General features: G+C 71.9%; 12 protein-coding genes. 9 read left to right on the forward strand and 3 right to left on the reverse strand.

The window, feature by feature from the left end:
- Positions 1-357: 357 nt before the first annotated feature.
- Positions 358-837 (reverse strand): MarR family winged helix-turn-helix transcriptional regulator, encoded by a 480-nt coding sequence (locus ACFY30_RS00725; RefSeq protein ID WP_390661074.1) that lies wholly within the window; start codon positions 835-837, stop codon positions 358-360.
- Positions 838-1,040: 203 nt separating this feature from the next.
- Complete coding sequence (lon, locus tag ACFY30_RS00730; RefSeq protein ID WP_390843037.1) at positions 1,041-3,455, reverse strand: endopeptidase La; 2,415 nt, start codon at positions 3,453-3,455, stop codon at positions 1,041-1,043.
- 414 nt (positions 3,456-3,869) lie between these two features.
- Here lon and ACFY30_RS00735 point away from each other — a divergent pair, with 414 nt between their 5' ends.
- Together ACFY30_RS00735 and ACFY30_RS00740 are read left to right on the forward strand one after the other, a co-directional pair.
- Positions 3,870-4,889 (forward strand): DUF5954 family protein, encoded by a 1,020-nt coding sequence (locus ACFY30_RS00735; RefSeq protein ID WP_390843038.1) that lies wholly within the window; start codon positions 3,870-3,872, stop codon positions 4,887-4,889.
- Positions 4,890-5,032: 143 nt separating this feature from the next.
- On the forward strand, positions 5,033-6,565 hold the full coding sequence (locus ACFY30_RS00740; protein ID WP_390843039.1) for a sulfatase: 1,533 nt from the start codon (positions 5,033-5,035) through the stop codon (positions 6,563-6,565).
- Positions 6,566-6,571: 6 nt separating this feature from the next.
- On the opposite strand, the gene ACFY30_RS00745 is transcribed toward ACFY30_RS00740, so the two are convergent.
- The gene (locus tag ACFY30_RS00745) at positions 6,572-7,369 is read right to left on the reverse strand and encodes a rhomboid-like protein (RefSeq protein ID WP_390843040.1); all 798 of its coding nucleotides are present in this window, start codon (positions 7,367-7,369) and stop codon (positions 6,572-6,574) included.
- A 227-nt stretch (positions 7,370-7,596) separates the two neighbouring features.
- On the opposite strand from ACFY30_RS00745, the gene ACFY30_RS00750 reads away from it, so the two are divergent.
- From ACFY30_RS00750 to ACFY30_RS00780, 7 genes are all read left to right on the forward strand, one after another.
- Positions 7,597-8,307, forward strand: coding sequence for a spermidine synthase (locus ACFY30_RS00750; RefSeq protein ID WP_390843041.1), 711 nt, complete (start codon positions 7,597-7,599; stop codon positions 8,305-8,307).
- 122 nt (positions 8,308-8,429) lie between these two features.
- Positions 8,430-9,170, forward strand: coding sequence for a response regulator transcription factor (locus tag ACFY30_RS00755; RefSeq protein WP_390843042.1), 741 nt, complete (start codon positions 8,430-8,432; stop codon positions 9,168-9,170).
- Positions 9,167-10,279: a sensor histidine kinase gene (locus ACFY30_RS00760; protein WP_390843043.1), complete on the forward strand. Its 1,113-nt coding sequence runs from the start codon at positions 9,167-9,169 to the stop codon at positions 10,277-10,279. Before ACFY30_RS00755 ends, ACFY30_RS00760 begins: the two co-directional genes overlap by 4 nt.
- Before the next feature lie 314 nt (positions 10,280-10,593).
- The gene (locus ACFY30_RS00765; RefSeq protein ID WP_390843044.1) at positions 10,594-14,382 is read left to right on the forward strand and encodes a multifunctional oxoglutarate decarboxylase/oxoglutarate dehydrogenase thiamine pyrophosphate-binding subunit/dihydrolipoyllysine-residue succinyltransferase subunit; all 3,789 of its coding nucleotides are present in this window, start codon (positions 10,594-10,596) and stop codon (positions 14,380-14,382) included.
- 88 nt (positions 14,383-14,470) lie between these two features.
- Complete coding sequence (locus ACFY30_RS00770; protein WP_003992906.1) at positions 14,471-14,650, forward strand: DUF6104 family protein; 180 nt, start codon at positions 14,471-14,473, stop codon at positions 14,648-14,650.
- 180 nt (positions 14,651-14,830) lie between these two features.
- Positions 14,831-15,805, forward strand: a complete 975-nt coding sequence (locus ACFY30_RS00775) for a DUF4097 domain-containing protein (RefSeq protein WP_390843667.1) — start codon at positions 14,831-14,833, stop codon at positions 15,803-15,805.
- Between the two features lies 1 nt (position 15,806).
- Entirely contained in the window at positions 15,807-16,865 is a 1,059-nt protein-coding gene (locus ACFY30_RS00780; protein WP_390843045.1) for a PadR family transcriptional regulator, read from the forward strand.
- Positions 16,866-16,975 lie beyond the last annotated feature (110 nt).

The following is a 16,975-nucleotide window of genomic DNA, read 5'->3' on the forward strand; positions in this document are numbered from 1 at the left end:
CTTCTCCAGACCCGGACGCAGGCCCACCAGCCGCTCTCCCACACCCCGACCCCGGCCGACCCGCCGCTCTCCCACACGCCGACCCTGGCCGTCGAACCGCCACCCCAAGCCCGGACGCAGGCCGACCCGCCGCTCCCCCGCACCCCGCCCCCGACCGTCGAGCTGCTCCCCCCGGCCCGGAGGTGGGCCGACCCGCCGCTCCCCCACACCCCGCCCCCGACCGTCGAGCTGCTCCCCCCCGGCCCGGAGGTGGGCCGACCCGCCGCTCTCCCGGGCCGGTTCCGGCCGTCGCGCCGCTGGTCCGGGCGCCCGGCCCGGCCGTCGGGGCGCTGACCAGGGCCGGATGGAGGCCGTCGGCTATTTCTCCATGCCCCGGTTCAGCTGGTGGAGCAGCCGGGCCAGCTCCGCGACCTCCCGCCGGTCCCAGTGCGAGAAGTGGCTGACGTACCGCTCGCGGCGGGCCTCGCGGACCCGGCTCACCCGGCTGCGGCCCTCCTCGGTGAGGTCGACCAGCCAGGCACGGCCGTCCGCCGGGTCGGGTTCGCGGGCGATCAGACCGAGCTGCTCCAGGGCGCGCAGCTGGCGGGACATGGTGGCCTTGCCGACGCCGATGTAGGCGGCCAGCTCGGTGGCGCGCTGGCGGCCGCACTCCTCCAGCCGGACGAGGAGGCCGTACGCGGCGGACTCCAGGTCGGGGTGGACTTCGCGGGCCATCTCGCCCTGGTTGGCGCGGGCGCGGCGGAACAGCACGGTGAGCTCCCGCTCCAGGGAGAGGAACTCCCGGTCGTCCTGGTCCACCCCGCGCGGCGACGCGTCGCCGTTCGCTTCCTCGTGCACGTCAGCACACTCCTGTTTCCGCCGGTTCCCGTCATGGCCGCGGCTCTTCAAGTATTTCGCAGGCACGGACCGGTCGCGGTTCCCTGGAACACTCCCACCTGCGTGTCTACGGGCGTAGCCTTCCATGGGCCGTACGGGGGACGGCGAAGGCCCGGGCCTCCCTCACGAAGAGCCCGGGCCTCGCCTTCATCCGGTCACGTCCGTCACGCCGCGACCGGAACCTCCGGCGTCGCGCCGTTCGCGGCGGGCGCGAGCGCCAGTTCCAGGACCTGGCGGACGTCGGTGACGGCGTGGACGTCGAGCTTGTCCAGGACCTCCGCCGGGACGTCGTCCAGGTCGGGTTCGTTGCGCTTGGGGATGACGACAGTCTTCACTCCCGCGCGGTGGGCGGCGAGCAGCTTCTGCTTGACGCCGCCGATCGGCAGGACCCGTCCGGTCAGGGACACCTCGCCGGTCATCGCGACGTCCGTGCGGACCAGCCGGCCGGAGAGCAGGGACGCGAGGGCCGTCGTCATCGTGATGCCGGCGCTCGGGCCGTCCTTGGGGACCGCGCCCGCCGGGAAGTGGATGTGCACACCCCGGTCCTTGAGGTCGCCGACGGGCAGCTCCAGCTCGGCGCCGTGCGACCGCAGGAAGCTCAGCGCGATCTGCGCCGACTCCTTCATCACGTCCCCCAGCTGACCGGTCAGGGTCAGGCCCGCCGCGCCCGTCTCCGGGTCGGCGAGGGAGGCCTCGACGTAGAGGACGTCACCGCCCGCGCCGGTGACCGCGAGGCCCGTCGCCACGCCGGGCACGGCCGTGCGGCGCTCGGCCGGGTCCTGGGCGGACTCGGGCACGTGGTGCGGCCGGCCGATCAGCTCGCGCAGATCGGCGTCCGTGATGGTGAAGGGCAGCTCCCGCTCGCCCAGTTCGTGCTGGGCGGCGACCTTGCGCAGCAGCCGGGCGACGGTCCGCTCCAGGGTGCGCACGCCCGCCTCGCGGGTGTACTCGCCGGCCAGCTTGCGCAGGGCGCCCTCGTCGAGGACGACCTCGTCCTCGGCCAGGCCCGCCCGCTCCAGCTGGCGCGGGAGCAGGTGGTCGCGGGCGATGACGACCTTCTCGTCCTCGGTGTAGCCGTCGAGGCGGACCAGTTCCATACGGTCGAGCAGCGCCTCCGGGATGGCCTCCAGGACGTTGGCGGTGGCCAGGAAGACCACGTCCGACAGGTCCAGCTCCACCTCCAGGTAGTGGTCCCGGAAGGTGTGGTTCTGCGCGGGGTCGAGGACCTCCAGCAGGGCGGCCGCCGGGTCGCCCCGGAAGTCGGAACCCACCTTGTCGATCTCGTCCAGCAGGACCACCGGGTTCATGGACCCGGCCTCCTTGACGGCGCGGACGATCCGGCCGGGCAGCGCGCCGACGTATGTGCGGCGGTGACCGCGGATCTCGGCCTCGTCACGGACGCCGCCGAGGGCGACACGGACGAACTTGCGGCCCATGGCGTGCGCGACCGACTCGCCGAGGCTGGTCTTGCCGACGCCGGGCGGGCCGACGAGCGCCAGGACGGCACCGCCGCGCCGGCCGCCGACGACACCGAGGCCGCGCTCGCTGCGGCGCTTGCGCACGGCCAGGTACTCGGTGATGCGCTCCTTCACGTCCTCCAGGCCCGCGTGCTCGGCGTCGAGGACGGCCTTGGCGCCCTGGATGTCGTACCGGTCCTCGGTCCGTTCGTTCCACGGCAGTTCGAGGACGGTGTCCAGCCAGGTGCGGATCCACGAGCCCTCGGGCGACTGGTCGCTGGACCGCTCCAGCTTGTCGACCTCCTTGAGGGCGGCCTCGCGGACCTTCTCGGGCAGGTCGGCGGCCTCGACGCGGGCGCGGTAGTCGTCGGACTCCTCGCCCTCCTGCTCGCCGTTGAGCTCGCGCAGCTCCTTGCGGACGGCTTCGAGCTGGCGGCGCAGCAGGAACTCGCGCTGCTGCTTGTCGACGCCCTCCTGGACGTCCTTGGCGATGGTCTCGGCGACGTCCTGCTCGGCGAGGTGGTCGCGCAGCTGCTGGGTGGCGAGCTTCAGGCGGGCCACCGGGTCGGTGGTCTCCAGGAGCTCCACCTTCTGCTCGGTGGTGAGGAACGGCGAGTAGCCGGAGTTGTCGGCGAGCGCGGAGACGTCGTCGATGGCCTGGACGCGGTCGACGACCTGCCAGGCGCCGCGCTTGCGCAGCCAGGCGGTGGCGAGCGCCTTGTACTCCTTGACCAGCTCGGCGACGTGACCGGGCAGGGGCTCGGGCACGCTCTGGTCGATCGTCGTGGCCTCGACCCACAGGGCGGCGCCCGGGCCGGTGGTGCCGGCGCCGATCCGCACGCGACCGCGGCCGCGGATCAGCGCGCCCGGGTCGCCGTCGGCCAGCCGGCCGACCTGCTCGACGGTGCCGAGCACACCCGTGCCCGCGTACGCCCCGTCGATCCGGGGCACGAGGAGCACCCTCGGCTTCCCCGGCTCCGAGCGGGCGGCGGCCTGGGCGGCCTCCACCGCGGCGCGTACGTCGGTGTCGTTGAGGTCCAGCGGAACCACCATGCCGGGGAGCACGACCTCGTCGTCGAGCGGCAGTACGGGCAGGGTGAGCGATGCGGACGTCGATGCCATGATCTCCCCTTCGGCAGTCAAGTTGAGCTTTGCCGACTCAATGCACATGAGCCTTCGAATGTTCCCCGCACCCCCGCCCGTTCGCTGTGGGCGATCACGACGGCCGGGAAGCGCGGGGCCGCCTACGGTCAGGAGTAATAACCAAAATAGAACTCCAGGCATTACCGAGAGGTGAAAACGCGACCGCGACAGCAAGCCGAGGCCGGGGGTACCCGGGGCGGGGTGGCCGGCCGGGGCGCGGGGCGGGGCGTTCGCACCCGGCGGGGAGGCCGGCGAGGGGGTGGGGCGCTCGGGGGCGCGTTCGAGAGGGGTTCGGGGCGGTGTGCGCCCGCTTCGCTTCTGGCTTTCCTTTTGGGGTCTCTCAGTTCCGGCATTCGGGCCGAAGCGGTCGCGCGCCGCGACCACAATGCGCGTATGACCGATGACTGGAAGCGACGACTCGACGCGCTGCACGCGGAGTTGGTGCTCCGGGACGACCCCGTCGCCTGGGTGATGGAGGCGGACGCGGTGGAGGCCACCCGGCGCTACCCGCACATCGCCCTGCGCGGGCCCGTCTTCGGTGTCGCCGTCCGGGACCCCTCGGGCTCGGACCCGCGCTGGCGGCTGCTGCGGCCGGTGGTGGACGGCATGCCTCAGCAGGCCAGGGACGGGCTGAACTCGCACCTGTGGTTCACGGCGAAGGACGGCACCGACGACCCGGCCGCTCGGCGCGCGCTGCTCGCGGCGGTGTCGGTGCTGGAGCGCGCCCCGGCCGACGAGGTGGAGGCGCTGGGGGTGCGCTACCGCGTCGTACGCGGGGACGAGTTCGCCCGGACCGGCGACGACGGCCTGGAGCCGCCCCGGCCCACCGATCCGGAGCCCGTGTCCCCGCTGTGGGAGGAGCGGGCCGTCGTCCCGGCCCCGGACGTGGGCTTCGCCCTGGATGCCGGGCGGGACGAGGGCCCGATGGCGGGCGCCCTGCGTCTGGGGCTGCGCGACTTCGTGTACACGGACGCCCGCTTCCCCGCCGACGTACTCGCGGACTCCGCGCGGGCGGTCGCCACGCATCCGGACGTGGTGCGGCTGCCCGTCGGCTTCGCGGTGGCCGAGCGCGGCGACACCGGCTGGACGCCGTGCGGTTCCCTGCACCCGACCCCGCACGACGCGCGCCGCGCGCTCTACGACGGGATGTCCCGGGTCTGGGCGATGCTGTACCGCTACGACGCCCGGAAGAAGGCCCGTTACGCACGCGCCGCCGAGGAGTTCCGGGCGGCGGGCAGGGCCGACGAGGCGAGGGTGGAGGACCGGCTGTTCCGGGTCTGCCGCGTGGAGCGCATGGTCCGCATGGGCCCCGACGGCCCCGAGCCGCCCCGCCCGTCGGACGTCGACGAGTACGGCCCGACGAGGATCCACCCGACCCTGCGCGAGGACGGCACCGTCCGCCACGAAGACTGAGCCGGCCGCCGGGCTGCCATACCTTCGCAAGGCCTCCGCCGCATCCCCGCAACAGAATTCACAGGCAACTCACGCACACTGCCGGCTGGTTCACAGTGAGCAAGCCACCCGGAACACGGGCACAACGGGGCCAGGGGGACGACATGAACGACACTTCCGAGACGGGCGACGCGCGCCGGCCGAGGCGCCGCACCCTCGTCGCCGGAGCCACCGCGATCGCCGCCGCGGCGGTCACCGCCACCCTGGCCCTACGCGAGAGCCGCACCGCCGGCGACGCACCGGCCCGGGCCGCGGCCACGCCCGCGCCGGCCGCGCGCAGAAGCGCGACCCCGGCGCCCTCCCCCTCCCCCACGGCCACCGCCGGCCCGCGCGCCCGTTCCGACCGCCGTCCGAACATCCTCCTCGTCCTCACCGACGACCAGCCCAAGGGCACCGACTGGGCGCTGCGGCAGACCCTCGACTGGCTGGGCCGCGACGGCGTCACCTTCGAGCGCGCGCACGCCAACACCCCGCTGTGCGCGCCGTCCAGGGCGTCGATCATGTCCGGGCGGTACGCCCACCACCACGGCGTCCTCGACACCCGCCACCCCTCCCGCCTGGACCAGCACACCACCGTCCAGCGTCAGTTGCGGGAGGCGGGCTATCGCACCGGCCTGTTCGGCAAGTACCTCAACTACTGGCGTCCCGCCGACAACCCGCCCCACTTCGACGAGTGGCTCCTCCAGGAACCGGTCGCCTACACCGACGGCCACTACAACGACGGCGGCACGGTCCGGACCGTCCCCGGTTACAGCACCACCGTCATCAAGGACCGCGCCCTCGCGTTCATCGAGAGGTCCCGTACGGACGACCGCCCCTGGTTCGCGTACGTCGCCCCGCGCGCGGCGCACGAGGTGAACATCCCGGACGGCAAGTACGCCCACACGCGCGTGCCCGCCTGGGACGGACGTCCCTCGGTCTTCGAGACCGCCAGGGCCGACAAGGCCGACAAGCCGCCGTTCCTGCGCGCCGCGCACCACTCCTTCGACGAGGGCAGGGCCCTGCGCGCCCGTCAGATGCGCACCCTGCTCTCCGTGGACGACGCGATGCGCGACTTCCGCGACAAGCTGCGTGAGCTGGGACAGCTGGAGAACACGCTGGTGCTGTTCACGAGCGATCACGGCCTGTGCTGGGGCGACCACGGCTGGCTGCGCAAGTCGGTGCCGTACCGGCCGAGCCTGGAGGTGCCGTTCCTGATGTCGTGGCCGGCCGGCGGCCTGGCCGGGGGCGGCACGGACGACCGCCTCACCTGCCACGTCGACATCGCGCCCACCTTCCTGGCCGCGGCCGGCGTCACCCCCGACACCCCGCACGACGGCCACTCCCTCCTCGACCCCCGCAACGACCGTCACCACGTCCTCGCCGAGTGGTGGTGGAACCGGCAGGACAAGGTGCCGATCCACAGCTGGGCCTCGTACGTGGGCAGGGCCGAGCAGTACACCGAGTACTACCGGGGCCGCCTGGACGCCGGCGGCCGCCCGCAGGGTTCCGGCGAGGTCCTCTTCCGCGAGTACTACGACCTGCGCGCGGATCCGTACCAGCTGGCCAATCTGCTGCACGGGGCGACCGCGGCGCAGGAGCGGCGGTGGGGGATCGCCGATCTGGCGCGGGAGCTCGCGGCGGCGCGAGGGGCCTGACGGCCGTCAGGCGACTGCGGCTTCGCCGTGGCCGGTCGCCTCGCGCTGCCACCGCCGCACCCACGGCCACGTCACCACCCCTGTCACCAGGGCGATCAGATGACCCCAGTTGGTCAGGGGGTCGGTGAAGGCGATCAGGTCCTGCAGCAGCATGCCGCCGAACGCGGCGAGCAGCGGCCACCGCAGCCACGGCCGCAGCAGCCCGGCCAGGGCGCCCACGCTCGCGGCGACACCGAAGCTGATGCCGTAGTCGAGGCGGTGCAGCGAGCTGTCGGGCAGATGGCCGGCCAGGACGGCCAGACCGACGGGGACCTCGGTCGCGAGGGTGGCCAGGACGTGGCCGAGCAGGAAGACGACGGCCGTCCGGACACCGCCGACACGTCGTTCCAGCGCGCTGAGGACGATCAGGAAGCCGAGCGTGAAGGGGGAGGCGAAACCGCCCGCCACCCACAGCGCGCTGGCCACCAGCACCGGCACCGGGGCGCGCAGCAGATGGGCCACGTCGGTGCTGGAGGCCTGGTGGAGGGCGTGCACGAGGGCGGGGCCGGCGTGGGCGGTGACCCAGGAGGTGACGGCGAGGACGGCGGCGTAGGACAGGGTGAAGGGGACGGGGACGCGGGGCAGCCGGCGCCCGAGGCCCTGGCGCGGCTCGGCGGGCGCCCCGGCGGGAGCGCCGGTGGGCACCTCGGCGGGGGCGGCGGCGGACGGCTCGGCCGGTCGCGGTGCGCGCTGGCCGGGGATGCCGTCCAGGAGTCCGCGGACACCGGGAAGGGGCGGGCTCGTACGGGCCACCGTGGGTTCCACTGTGAGGCGCTCCTTCCGTTTCACCCCACCCTTCGTGCCCCGCCTGTGCCGTGTCTGTGACCGGCGCCACGCGGCAGCCGATTCACAGGAAGCTCTGAGACTTCCCGAGGTTCCACGACGTTCAGCGCACAGGAGTTCGTCAGCGTCACACCCGCCCCTCACCCCCGTCCGACCGGCCGTCCGCGGAATGCGTCAACGAACCGTCAGGGGAGTGCCAGGATGGGCCGATGTCCACCTCGTACGACATCCACGACCTGCCCGAAGTGCTCGACCGTCGCGAGGGGCCGCACGGCGAGATCGTGTTACGCCGGCACGGCGAGCTGCTCCAGATCATCGCCAACGGCTGCTTCCTGATGGACACCTCCGACGGCCGCTCGGAGCGGCTGCTCGTCGACGCCGCGCTGGCCGCGCTGGGGAAGCAGGACGCCGTCCGTCCGGCACCCGCCCTGCTGATCGGCGGTCTGGGTGTCGGCTTCTCGCTCGCACACGCCGCCGCCGAACCGCGCTGGGGTTCGGTCACCGTCGTGGAGCGCGAGCGGGCCGTCGTCGACTGGCACAGCGACGGGCCGTTGTCCGCCGTGTCCGCGCGGGCCTTCGCCGATCCGCGCACGAAGATCGTGGAAGCGGACCTGCTGGATTACGTCAATGAGACATCCGACACGTTCGACGCGGTGTGCCTGGACATCGACAACGGGCCGGGCTGGACCGTCACCGAGGGCAACGGCGGCCTGTACTCCCCGGCCGGACTCGCGGGCTGTGCAAGGGTGTTGGCACCCGGTGGCATCCTGGCCGTCTGGTCCGCGCAGCCCTCTCCGGAATTCGAGGGAACCTTGGGGAATGCCGGGTTCCAACAGGTGCGTACCGAAGAGATCCCCGTTGCCCGAGGCGTGCCGGACGTCGTCCACCTCGCCGTCCGCCCCGCCGTCGGACCTGGATAGCAATGGCGAGGTGACTCCGGGTACGTTGCATGCCTGACGCCGATCATTTACGCGTCAACCGCAGTCATGCGCAGACAAGGGATCACCCCACTGGTTCCGGAAAGCACACTCAGGGGCGGGCGATGGAGCAGACACACACCTCGCACAACGGCACGACGACGGCGACCCCGGGCGCGCAGCGACGCGTTCTGGTGGTCGAGGACGACCCGACCATCGTCGACGCCATCGCGGCCCGCCTGCGCGCCGAGGGATTCCTCGTGCAAACGGCGGGCGACGGTCCGGCGGCCGTCGACACCGCCGAGGCTTGGCAGCCCGACCTGCTGATCCTCGACATCATGCTGCCCGGCTTCGACGGTCTGGAGGTCTGCCGCCGGGTGCAGGCCGCCCGTCCGGTGCCGGTGCTCATGCTCACCGCGCGCGACGACGAGACCGACATGCTGGTCGGGCTCGGCGTGGGCGCCGACGACTACATGACCAAGCCGTTCTCGATGCGGGAGCTCGCCGCACGCGTGCACGTGCTGCTGCGCCGGGTGGAGCGGGCCGCGATCGCGGCCACCACGCCGCGCAGCGGGATCCTGCGCCTGGGCGAGCTGGAGATCGACCACGCGCAGCGCCGGGTGCGGGTGCGCTCGGAGGACGTGCACCTCACACCCACCGAGTTCGACCTGCTGGTCTGCCTGGCGAACACGCCGCGCGCGGTGCTCTCCCGCGAGCAGCTCCTCGCCGAGGTCTGGGACTGGGCGGACGCCTCCGGCACCCGCACGGTGGACAGCCACATCAAGGCGCTGCGCCGGAAGATCGGCGCCGAGCGGATCCGCACGGTGCACGGCGTGGGCTACGCGCTGGAGACCCCGACGACATGAGCGGCGCGGACGGACCGAGAAGCCCCGGCTCCGGACAGGGGGAGCCCTGGGGCGGCGTACGCCCGTTCTCGATCAAGACCAAGCTGGGCGCGCTCGTCGTCATCTCGGTGCTGATCACCACGGGTCTTTCGATGATCGCGGTGCACACCAAGACGGAGCTGCGCTTCATCACGGTCTTCTCGATGATCGCCACACTGCTGATCACGCAGTTCGTGGCCCATTCGCTCACCGCGCCGCTGGACGAGATGAACGCGGTCGCCCGTTCCATCTCGCACGGCGACTACACCCGCCGGGTGCTGGAGAACCGTCGTGACGAACTGGGCGACCTGGCCCAGACGATCAACGTCATGGCGGACGAGCTGGAGGCGCAGGACCGTCAGCGCAAGGAGCTGGTGGCGAACGTCTCGCACGAACTGCGCACGCCCATCGCGGGCCTGCGTGCCGTCCTGGAGAACGTGGTCGACGGCATCGCCGAGGCCGACCCCGAGACGATGCGTACGGCGCTGAAGCAGACGGAGCGGCTCGGGCGCCTGGTGGAGACGCTGCTGGACCTGTCCCGCCTCGACAACGGCGTCGTTCCGCTGCGCAAACGCCGTTTCGAGGTGTGGCCGTATCTGTCGGGCGTGCTGAAGGAGGCCAACATGGTCGCCTCGGCGCGCGCGACGATGGGCTCGGGCGGCGCTCACACGCGTACGGACGTCCATCTGCACCTGGACGTCACCCCGCCGGAGCTGACCGCGCACGCGGACCCGGAGCGCATCCACCAGGTCGTGGCGAACCTGATCGACAACGCGGTCAAGCACAGTCCGCCGCACGGCCGGGTGACGGTCAAGGCGCGGCGCGGAGCGCTGCCGGAGTCGCTGGAGCTGGAGGTCCTGGACGAGGGCCCCGGCATTCCGCGTTCGGAGTGGCATCGCGTGTTCGAGCGGTTCAACCGCGGAGCGGTCCGCCGGCCGCACGGTCCGGGCAGCGACGGCGGTACCGGTCTGGGCCTGGCGATCGCCCGCTGGGCGGTGGATCTGCACGGCGGCCGGATCGGAGTGGCCGAATCCGAGCGGGGTTGCCGGATTCTTGTCACTCTTCCGGGAGAGCCATCTCTGCCAAGTTGACGTAAAGTGCGAACCGGAGCCACAAGATCCACCAGGTGTCCGCACTGCCGGACACGTGTGATCAGGCACGGGACCGGTGCAGGTCGGCACGGGTTCGCACGGGTCCGCACGTCAGGCGTGCGCGACCTGCGTCAACGCACCCTTTTTCAGAGCGCAACCGCGCTTGTTTCCCGCCATTTCCACCCCCGAAACACGCATTCCGATGTGACTTACGCGACGATGGACCGGCCCGACCTGACCTTCGCGGTCTTGGAGGCGTAGCCTTTATTCCCGCTGTCCATCACCTTGTGAAGCGGAAGAGGGCGGTTGCCGCCGTGTCGCCACAGTCCCCCAGTAACTCGAGCATCTCGACCGACGCAGACCAAGCGGGCAAGAACCCCGCAGCCGCGTTCGGTCCGAACGAGTGGCTCGTCGACGAGATCTATCAGCAGTACCTCCAGGACCCGAATTCCGTAGACCGCGCCTGGTGGGACTTCTTCGCCGACTACAAGCCGGGGGCGGCCACTCCCTCGGCTCCGGCGGGTACTGCGGCCGCGGGGGCCGCAGGGACCACCACCACGAGCCCGGCGCCCGCCGCCCCGGCCGCCTCCGTGCCGGCCCCGGCCCCGGCCGCCGCCCCGAAGCCCGCGGCCGCCGCGCCCGCCCCGGCCGCTCCCGCTCCGGCGAAGGCCGCCCCGGCCCCGGCGAAGCCGGCCGCCGCCGCGAAGGCCGCGCCCGCCGCCGCGGCCCCCGAGGGCCCGGAGCTGATCACGCTGCGCGGTCCCGCCGCCGCGGTCGCCAAGAACATGAACGCCTCCCTGGAGCTGCCGACCGCCACCTCGGTCCGCGCGGTCCCGGTGAAGCTGCTGTTCGACAACCGCATCGTCATCAACAACCACCTCAAGCGGGCCCGGGGCGGGAAGATCTCCTTCACGCACCTGATCGGCTTCGCGATGGTGCAGGCCATCAAGGCCATGCCGTCGATGAACTGGCACTACGCGGAGAAGGACGGGAAGCCCACCCTCGTCAAGCCGCCGCACGTCAACTTCGGCCTGGCCATCGACCTGGTGAAGCCCAACGGCGACCGCCAGCTCGTCGTCGCCGGCATCAAGAAGGCCGAGACGCTGAACTTCTTCGAGTTCTGGCAGGCCTACGAGGACATCGTCCGCCGCGCCCGCGACGGCAAGCTGACGATGGACGACTTCACCGGTGTCACGGTCTCGCTGACCAACCCCGGCGGTCTCGGCACCGTCCACTCCGTGCCGCGTCTGATGCCCGGCCAGTCGGTCATCATGGGCGTCGGCTCCATGGACTACCCGGCGGAGTTCCAGGGCACCAGCCAGGACACCCTGAACAAGCTCGGCATCTCGAAGGTCATGACGCTCACGTCGACCTACGACCACCGGGTCATCCAGGGCGCCGCCTCCGGCGAGTTCCTGCGGATCGTCGCGAACCTCCTGCTCGGCGAGAACAACTTCTACGACGAGATCTTCGAGGCGCTGCGCATCCCCTACGAGCCGGTCCGCTGGCTCAAGGACATCGACGCCAGCCACGACGACGACGTCACCAAGGCCGCCCGGGTCTTCGAGCTGATCCACTCCTACCGGGTCCGCGGCCACGTCATGGCCGACACCGACCCGCTGGAGTACCGCCAGCGCAAGCACCCCGACCTGGACATCACCGAGCACGGCCTCACCCTGTGGGACCTGGAGCGCGAGTTCGCCGTCGGCGGCTTCGCCGGCAAGTCCCTGATGAAGCTGCGCGACATCCTCGGCGTGCTGCGCGACTCGTACTGCCGCACCACCGGCGTCGAGTTCATGCACATCCAGGACCCCAAGCAGCGCAAGTGGATCCAGGACCGCATCGAGCGCGCGCACACCAAGCCGGAGCGTGAGGAGCAGCTGCGCATCCTGCGCCGGCTGAACGCCGCCGAGGCCTTCGAGACCTTCCTGCAGACGAAGTACGTCGGCCAGAAGCGCTTCTCCCTGGAGGGCGGCGAGTCCGTCATCCCGCTGCTGGACGCGGTGCTGGACAGCGCGGCCGAGTCCCGCCTGGACGAGGTCGTCATCGGCATGGCCCACCGCGGCCGCCTGAACGTCCTGGCGAACATCGTCGGCAAGTCGTACGCGCAGATCTTCCGCGAGTTCGAGGGCAACCTCGACCCGAAGTCGATGCACGGCTCCGGCGACGTGAAGTACCACCTGGGCGCCGAGGGCACCTTCACCGGCCTGGACGGCGAGCAGATCAAGGTCAGCCTGGTCGCGAACCCCTCGCACCTGGAGGCCGTGGACCCGGTCCTGGAGGGCGTCGCGCGCGCCAAGCAGGACATCATCAACAAGGGCGGCACGGACTTCACCGTCCTGCCGGTGGCCCTGCACGGCGACGCGGCCTTCGCGGGCCAGGGCGTGGTGGCCGAGACCCTGAACATGTCGCAGCTGCGCGGCTACCGCACCGGCGGCACGGTCCACATCGTCATCAACAACCAGGTCGGCTTCACCGCGGCCCCCGAGTCCTCGCGCTCGTCGATGTACGCGACGGACGTGGCGAGGATGATCGAGGCCCCGATCTTCCACGTGAACGGCGACGACCCGGAGGCCGTGGTCCGCGTGGCGCGGCTGGCCTTCGAGTTCCGCCAGGCGTTCAACAAGGACGTGGTGATCGACCTCATCTGCTACCGCCGCCGCGGTCACAACGAGTCGGACAACCCGGCCTTCACCCAGCCGCTGATGTACGACCTGATCGACAAGAAGCGCTCGGTGCGCAAGCTGTACACCGAGTCCCTGATCGGTCGCGGCGACATCACCCTGGAAGAGGCCGAGCAGGCGCTGCAGGACTACCAGGGCCAGCTGGAGAAGGTCTTCACGGAGGTCCGCGAGGCCACCGCGCAGCCCGTCGGCGGCGACGTCCAGGAGCCGCAGGACGGCTTCCCGGTCGCCGTTTCGACCGCGGTCTCCACGGAGGTCGTGAAGCGCATCGCCGAGTCCCAGGTCAACATCCCCGACCACATCACCGTCCACCCGCGTCTGCTGCCGCAGCTGCAGCGCCGGGCGGCGATGGTCGAGGACGGCACGATCGACTGGGGTATGGGCGAGACCCTCGCCGTCGGCTCGCTGCTCCTGGAGGGCGTCCCGGTCCGTCTGGCGGGCCAGGACTCCCAGCGCGGTACGTTCGGCCAGCGCCACGCGGTGATCATCGACCGTGAGACGGGCGAGGACTTCACGCCGCTGCTGTACCTCTCCGAGGACCAGTCCCGGCTGAACGTCTACAACTCGCTGCTCTCCGAGTACGCGGCGATGGGCTTCGAGTACGGCTACTCGCTGGCCCGCCCGGACGCGCTGGTGATGTGGGAGGCGCAGTTCGGCGACTTCGTCAACGGCGCGCAGACGGTCGTGGACGAGTTCATCTCGTCCGCGGAGCAGAAGTGGGGCCAGACGAGCGGCGTAGTGCTGCTCCTCCCGCACGGCTACGAGGGCCAGGGGCCGGACCACTCGTCCGCCCGCCCGGAGCGCTTCCTGCAGATCTGCGCCCAGAACAACATGACGGTCGCGATGCCGACCCTCCCGTCGAACTACTTCCACCTCCTGCGGTGGCAGGTGCACAACCCGCACCACAAGCCGCTGGTCGTCTTCACGCCGAAGTCGATGCTGCGCCTGAAGGCCGCGGCCTCGAAGGCGGAGGAGTTCACCACGGGCCAGTTCCGCCCGGTCATCGGCGACGCGTCGATCACGGACCCGGCCGCCGTCAAGAAGGTCGTCTTCTGCGCCGGCAAGGTCTACTACGACCTGGACGCCGAGCGGCAGAAGCGCGGTGACACGGAGACGGCGATCATCCGCCTCGAGCGGCTGTACCCGCTGCCGGGTGCCGAGGTCCAGGCCGAGGTCAACAAGTACCCGAACGCCGAGAAGTACCTGTGGGTCCAGGAGGAGCCGGCCAACCAGGGTGCCTGGCCGTTCATCGCCCTGAACCTGATCGACCACCTGGACCTGGCGGTCGGCGCCGACGTCCCGCACGGCGAGCGCCTGCGCCGCATCTCGCGGCCGCACAGCTCGTCCCCGGCCGTCGGCTCGGCCAAGCGCCACCAGGCGGAGCAGGAGCAGCTGGTGCGTGAGGTGTTCGAGGCGTAACCGCTCTCGCGCACAGCCGTACGCGGCCGGGCCGCACCCTCTTTCCGGGGGTGCGGCCCGGCCGTTTCCGCGCACTTATCCTTGAGCCATGTACTTCACGGACCGTGGCATCGAAGAGCTGGAGAAGCGGCGCGGCGAGGAGGAGGTCACCTTCGAGTGGCTCGCCGAGCAGCTGCGGACCTTCGTCGACCTGAACCCGGACTTCGAGGTGCCGGTGGAGCGGCTGGCGACGTGGCTGGCGCGGCTGGACGACGAGGACGACGAGTAGAGCCGCGGGCGGCGGTTCGCGCGTCGGGGCGCCTTCGGGCGCCCCTTTTTCATGCCCGCGTGCGTCACCTCGGGAAGGACCGGTCACCGTATCGGGTGCCTTGACTTTCCCCCGCCGCGATATATCGTGAATCGAGGAAGACGCGATATGGCGCGTCGTGTCGTGGAGGAGGTCCGCACCATGTCCGAATGGTCCGTCGCCGAGCCGGGGAAGCTCACCTTCGACGAGCCCGTCAGCGACCTGCAGGTCCGCATCGTCGGCGGCACGGTCAACGTCGTGGGCACGGACGAGGGCCCCGCCCGGCTGGAGGTGTCCCGCATAGACGGACCGCCCCTGGCGGTGAGCCACCGCGACGGCACGCTGACGGTGGCGTACGAGGACCTGCCCTGGAAGGGCTTCCTCAGGTGGCTCGACCGCAAGGGGTGGCGGCGCAACGCGGTGGTCTCGCTGGCGGTGCCGGCGGCCACCCGCGTGGAGGTGGGCGTGGTGAGCGCCGGCGCGGTGGTCTCCGGGATCGACGGCCGCGCCGAGGTCAGGAGCGTGAGCGGGGAGACGGCGCTGGTGGGCCTGGCGGGCCCGGTCCGCGCGGACACCGTCTCGGGGAGCGTGGAGGCCCAGGCCCTCACCGGTGACCTGCGGTTCAACTCCGTGTCCGGAGACCTGACCGTGGTCGAGGCGGGATCCTCCGTGAAGGCCGACGCGGTGAGCGGGTCGATGATCGTCGACCTGGACCCGGCGAGCCGCCCGACCGACATCAGCCTGGCCAGCGTCTCGGGCGAGATCGCGATCCGGCTGCCCCATCCGGCGGACGCCGAGGTGGAGGCGAACACCGCGAGCGGCTCGGTCTCCAACGCCTTCGAGGACCTCCGGGTCAGCGGCCAGTGGGGCGCCAAGCGGATCACCGGCCGCCTCGGCGCGGGCAACGGCCGGCTGAAGGCGACGACGGTCTCCGGCTCGATCGCCCTGCTGCGCCGCCCACCGGCGGAGGACGGACCGCCCACGAGCGACGCGGGTGAACCGGCCGCGAGCGACGCCGGCGCCCCGGCCACGGACGCCCCGGCCCCCCGCACGGGGGACAATGCCGTCTCCGGCCCCGGCGTCGCCCCCTCCTCCGACGACCCGGCCGACAGCACGACCGACAAGAAGGTGCTCTGACATGCCTCCCGTCTTCGCTCACGGCCGCCTCCGTCTCTACCTGCTGAAGCTGCTGGACGAGGCCCCGCGCCACGGCTACGAGGTGATCCGCCTCCTGGAGGAGCGCTTCCAGGGGCTGTACGCGCCGTCGGCGGGCACCGTCTACCCGCGGCTGGCCAAGCTGGAGGCCGAGGGCCTGGTCACCCACACCACCGAGGGCGGCCGCAAGGTGTACGCGATCACCGACGCGGGCCGGGCCGAACTGGCCGACCGCAGCGGTGAACTGGCCGACCTGGAGCTGGAGATCCGCGAGTCGGTCGCCGAACTGGCCGCGGAGATCCGGGCCGATGTGCGGGGCGCGGCGGGCGATCTGCGGCGCGAGATGCGGGCGGCGGCCTCCGAGGCCCGGCAGGGCAACCGGACCGCTCCCGGCTCCGAGCCGTTCGAGTACGGGGACAAGGAGTCCTGGCGCCTCGCCAAGGAGGAGATGCGCCGCGTCAAGCAGGAGTGGAAGGAACAGGCGCGGCGGGCCAAGGACGAGAGCCGCCGGGCCCGTGCGGAGGCCCAGCGGGCCCGCAGCCAGGCCAAGGAGGCGCAGGACCACGCCCGGGCCCAGGCGCAGGAGGAGATGCAGCGCATCGCGCGGCGGGTCCAGGAGCAGGTCCAGGACCACTTCGCGCGCGGCGACTGGCCGACCGGCGTCCGCGAGGGCCTGACCGAACTGGCCAGGGAGTTCGGCGAGTTCGGCAAGGACTTCGGGAAGGAGTTCGGCAAGGACCTCGGCTTCGGCCGGCCCGCGGGCGGTACGGAGACGGCGGCGCCCTCGACGCCGACCGCCCGCCCGGAGTACTCCCGTACCCCGGAGGACTTCCCCGCCGACTACGAGCCGGCCTGGGCCCACGAGGACTCCAGCGGCGACCCGGCCCGCGATCTGGACCGCCTGCTCGACCGCTTCCGGGACGACATCCGCGACGCCGCCCGCGATCACGGCGTCACCGCCGACCAACTGCGCGACACCCGCCGCCACCTGTCGGCGGCGGCGGCACACATCGGGGCGATACTGCGGGCGCCGAAGGTCTGAGACCCGGCAGCGGGGGGGCGGCGCGGAGCACCGGAGAAGGGTCCGGCTCAGCCCGCCTCGGCCTCTCCCCCGCCGTACAGCACCCGGAGTTGACGGTCACGGTACGCAAA

It is taken from the genome of Streptomyces sp. NPDC000345, assembly GCF_042898825.1.
Classification (GTDB): domain Bacteria; phylum Actinomycetota; class Actinomycetes; order Streptomycetales; family Streptomycetaceae; genus Streptomyces.

Excerpts from the sequence above, each read along its gene's own strand:
- lon (WP_390843037.1), bottom strand. The coding sequence starts at position 3,455 with ATGGCATCGACGTCCGCATCGCTCACCCTGCCCGTACTGCCGCTCGAC.
- ACFY30_RS00735 (WP_390843038.1), top strand. The coding sequence starts at position 3,870 with ATGACCGATGACTGGAAGCGACGACTCGACGCGCTGCACGCGGAGTTG.
- ACFY30_RS00740 (WP_390843039.1), top strand. The coding sequence starts at position 5,033 with ATGAACGACACTTCCGAGACGGGCGACGCGCGCCGGCCGAGGCGCCGC.
- ACFY30_RS00750 (WP_390843041.1), top strand. The coding sequence starts at position 7,597 with ATGTCCACCTCGTACGACATCCACGACCTGCCCGAAGTGCTCGACCGT.
- ACFY30_RS00755 (WP_390843042.1), top strand. The coding sequence starts at position 8,430 with ATGGAGCAGACACACACCTCGCACAACGGCACGACGACGGCGACCCCG.
- ACFY30_RS00760 (WP_390843043.1), top strand. The coding sequence starts at position 9,167 with ATGAGCGGCGCGGACGGACCGAGAAGCCCCGGCTCCGGACAGGGGGAG.
- ACFY30_RS00770 (WP_003992906.1), top strand. The coding sequence starts at position 14,471 with ATGTACTTCACGGACCGTGGCATCGAAGAGCTGGAGAAGCGGCGCGGC.
- ACFY30_RS00775 (WP_390843667.1), top strand. The coding sequence starts at position 14,831 with ATGTCCGAATGGTCCGTCGCCGAGCCGGGGAAGCTCACCTTCGACGAG.
- ACFY30_RS00780 (WP_390843045.1), top strand. The coding sequence starts at position 15,807 with ATGCCTCCCGTCTTCGCTCACGGCCGCCTCCGTCTCTACCTGCTGAAG.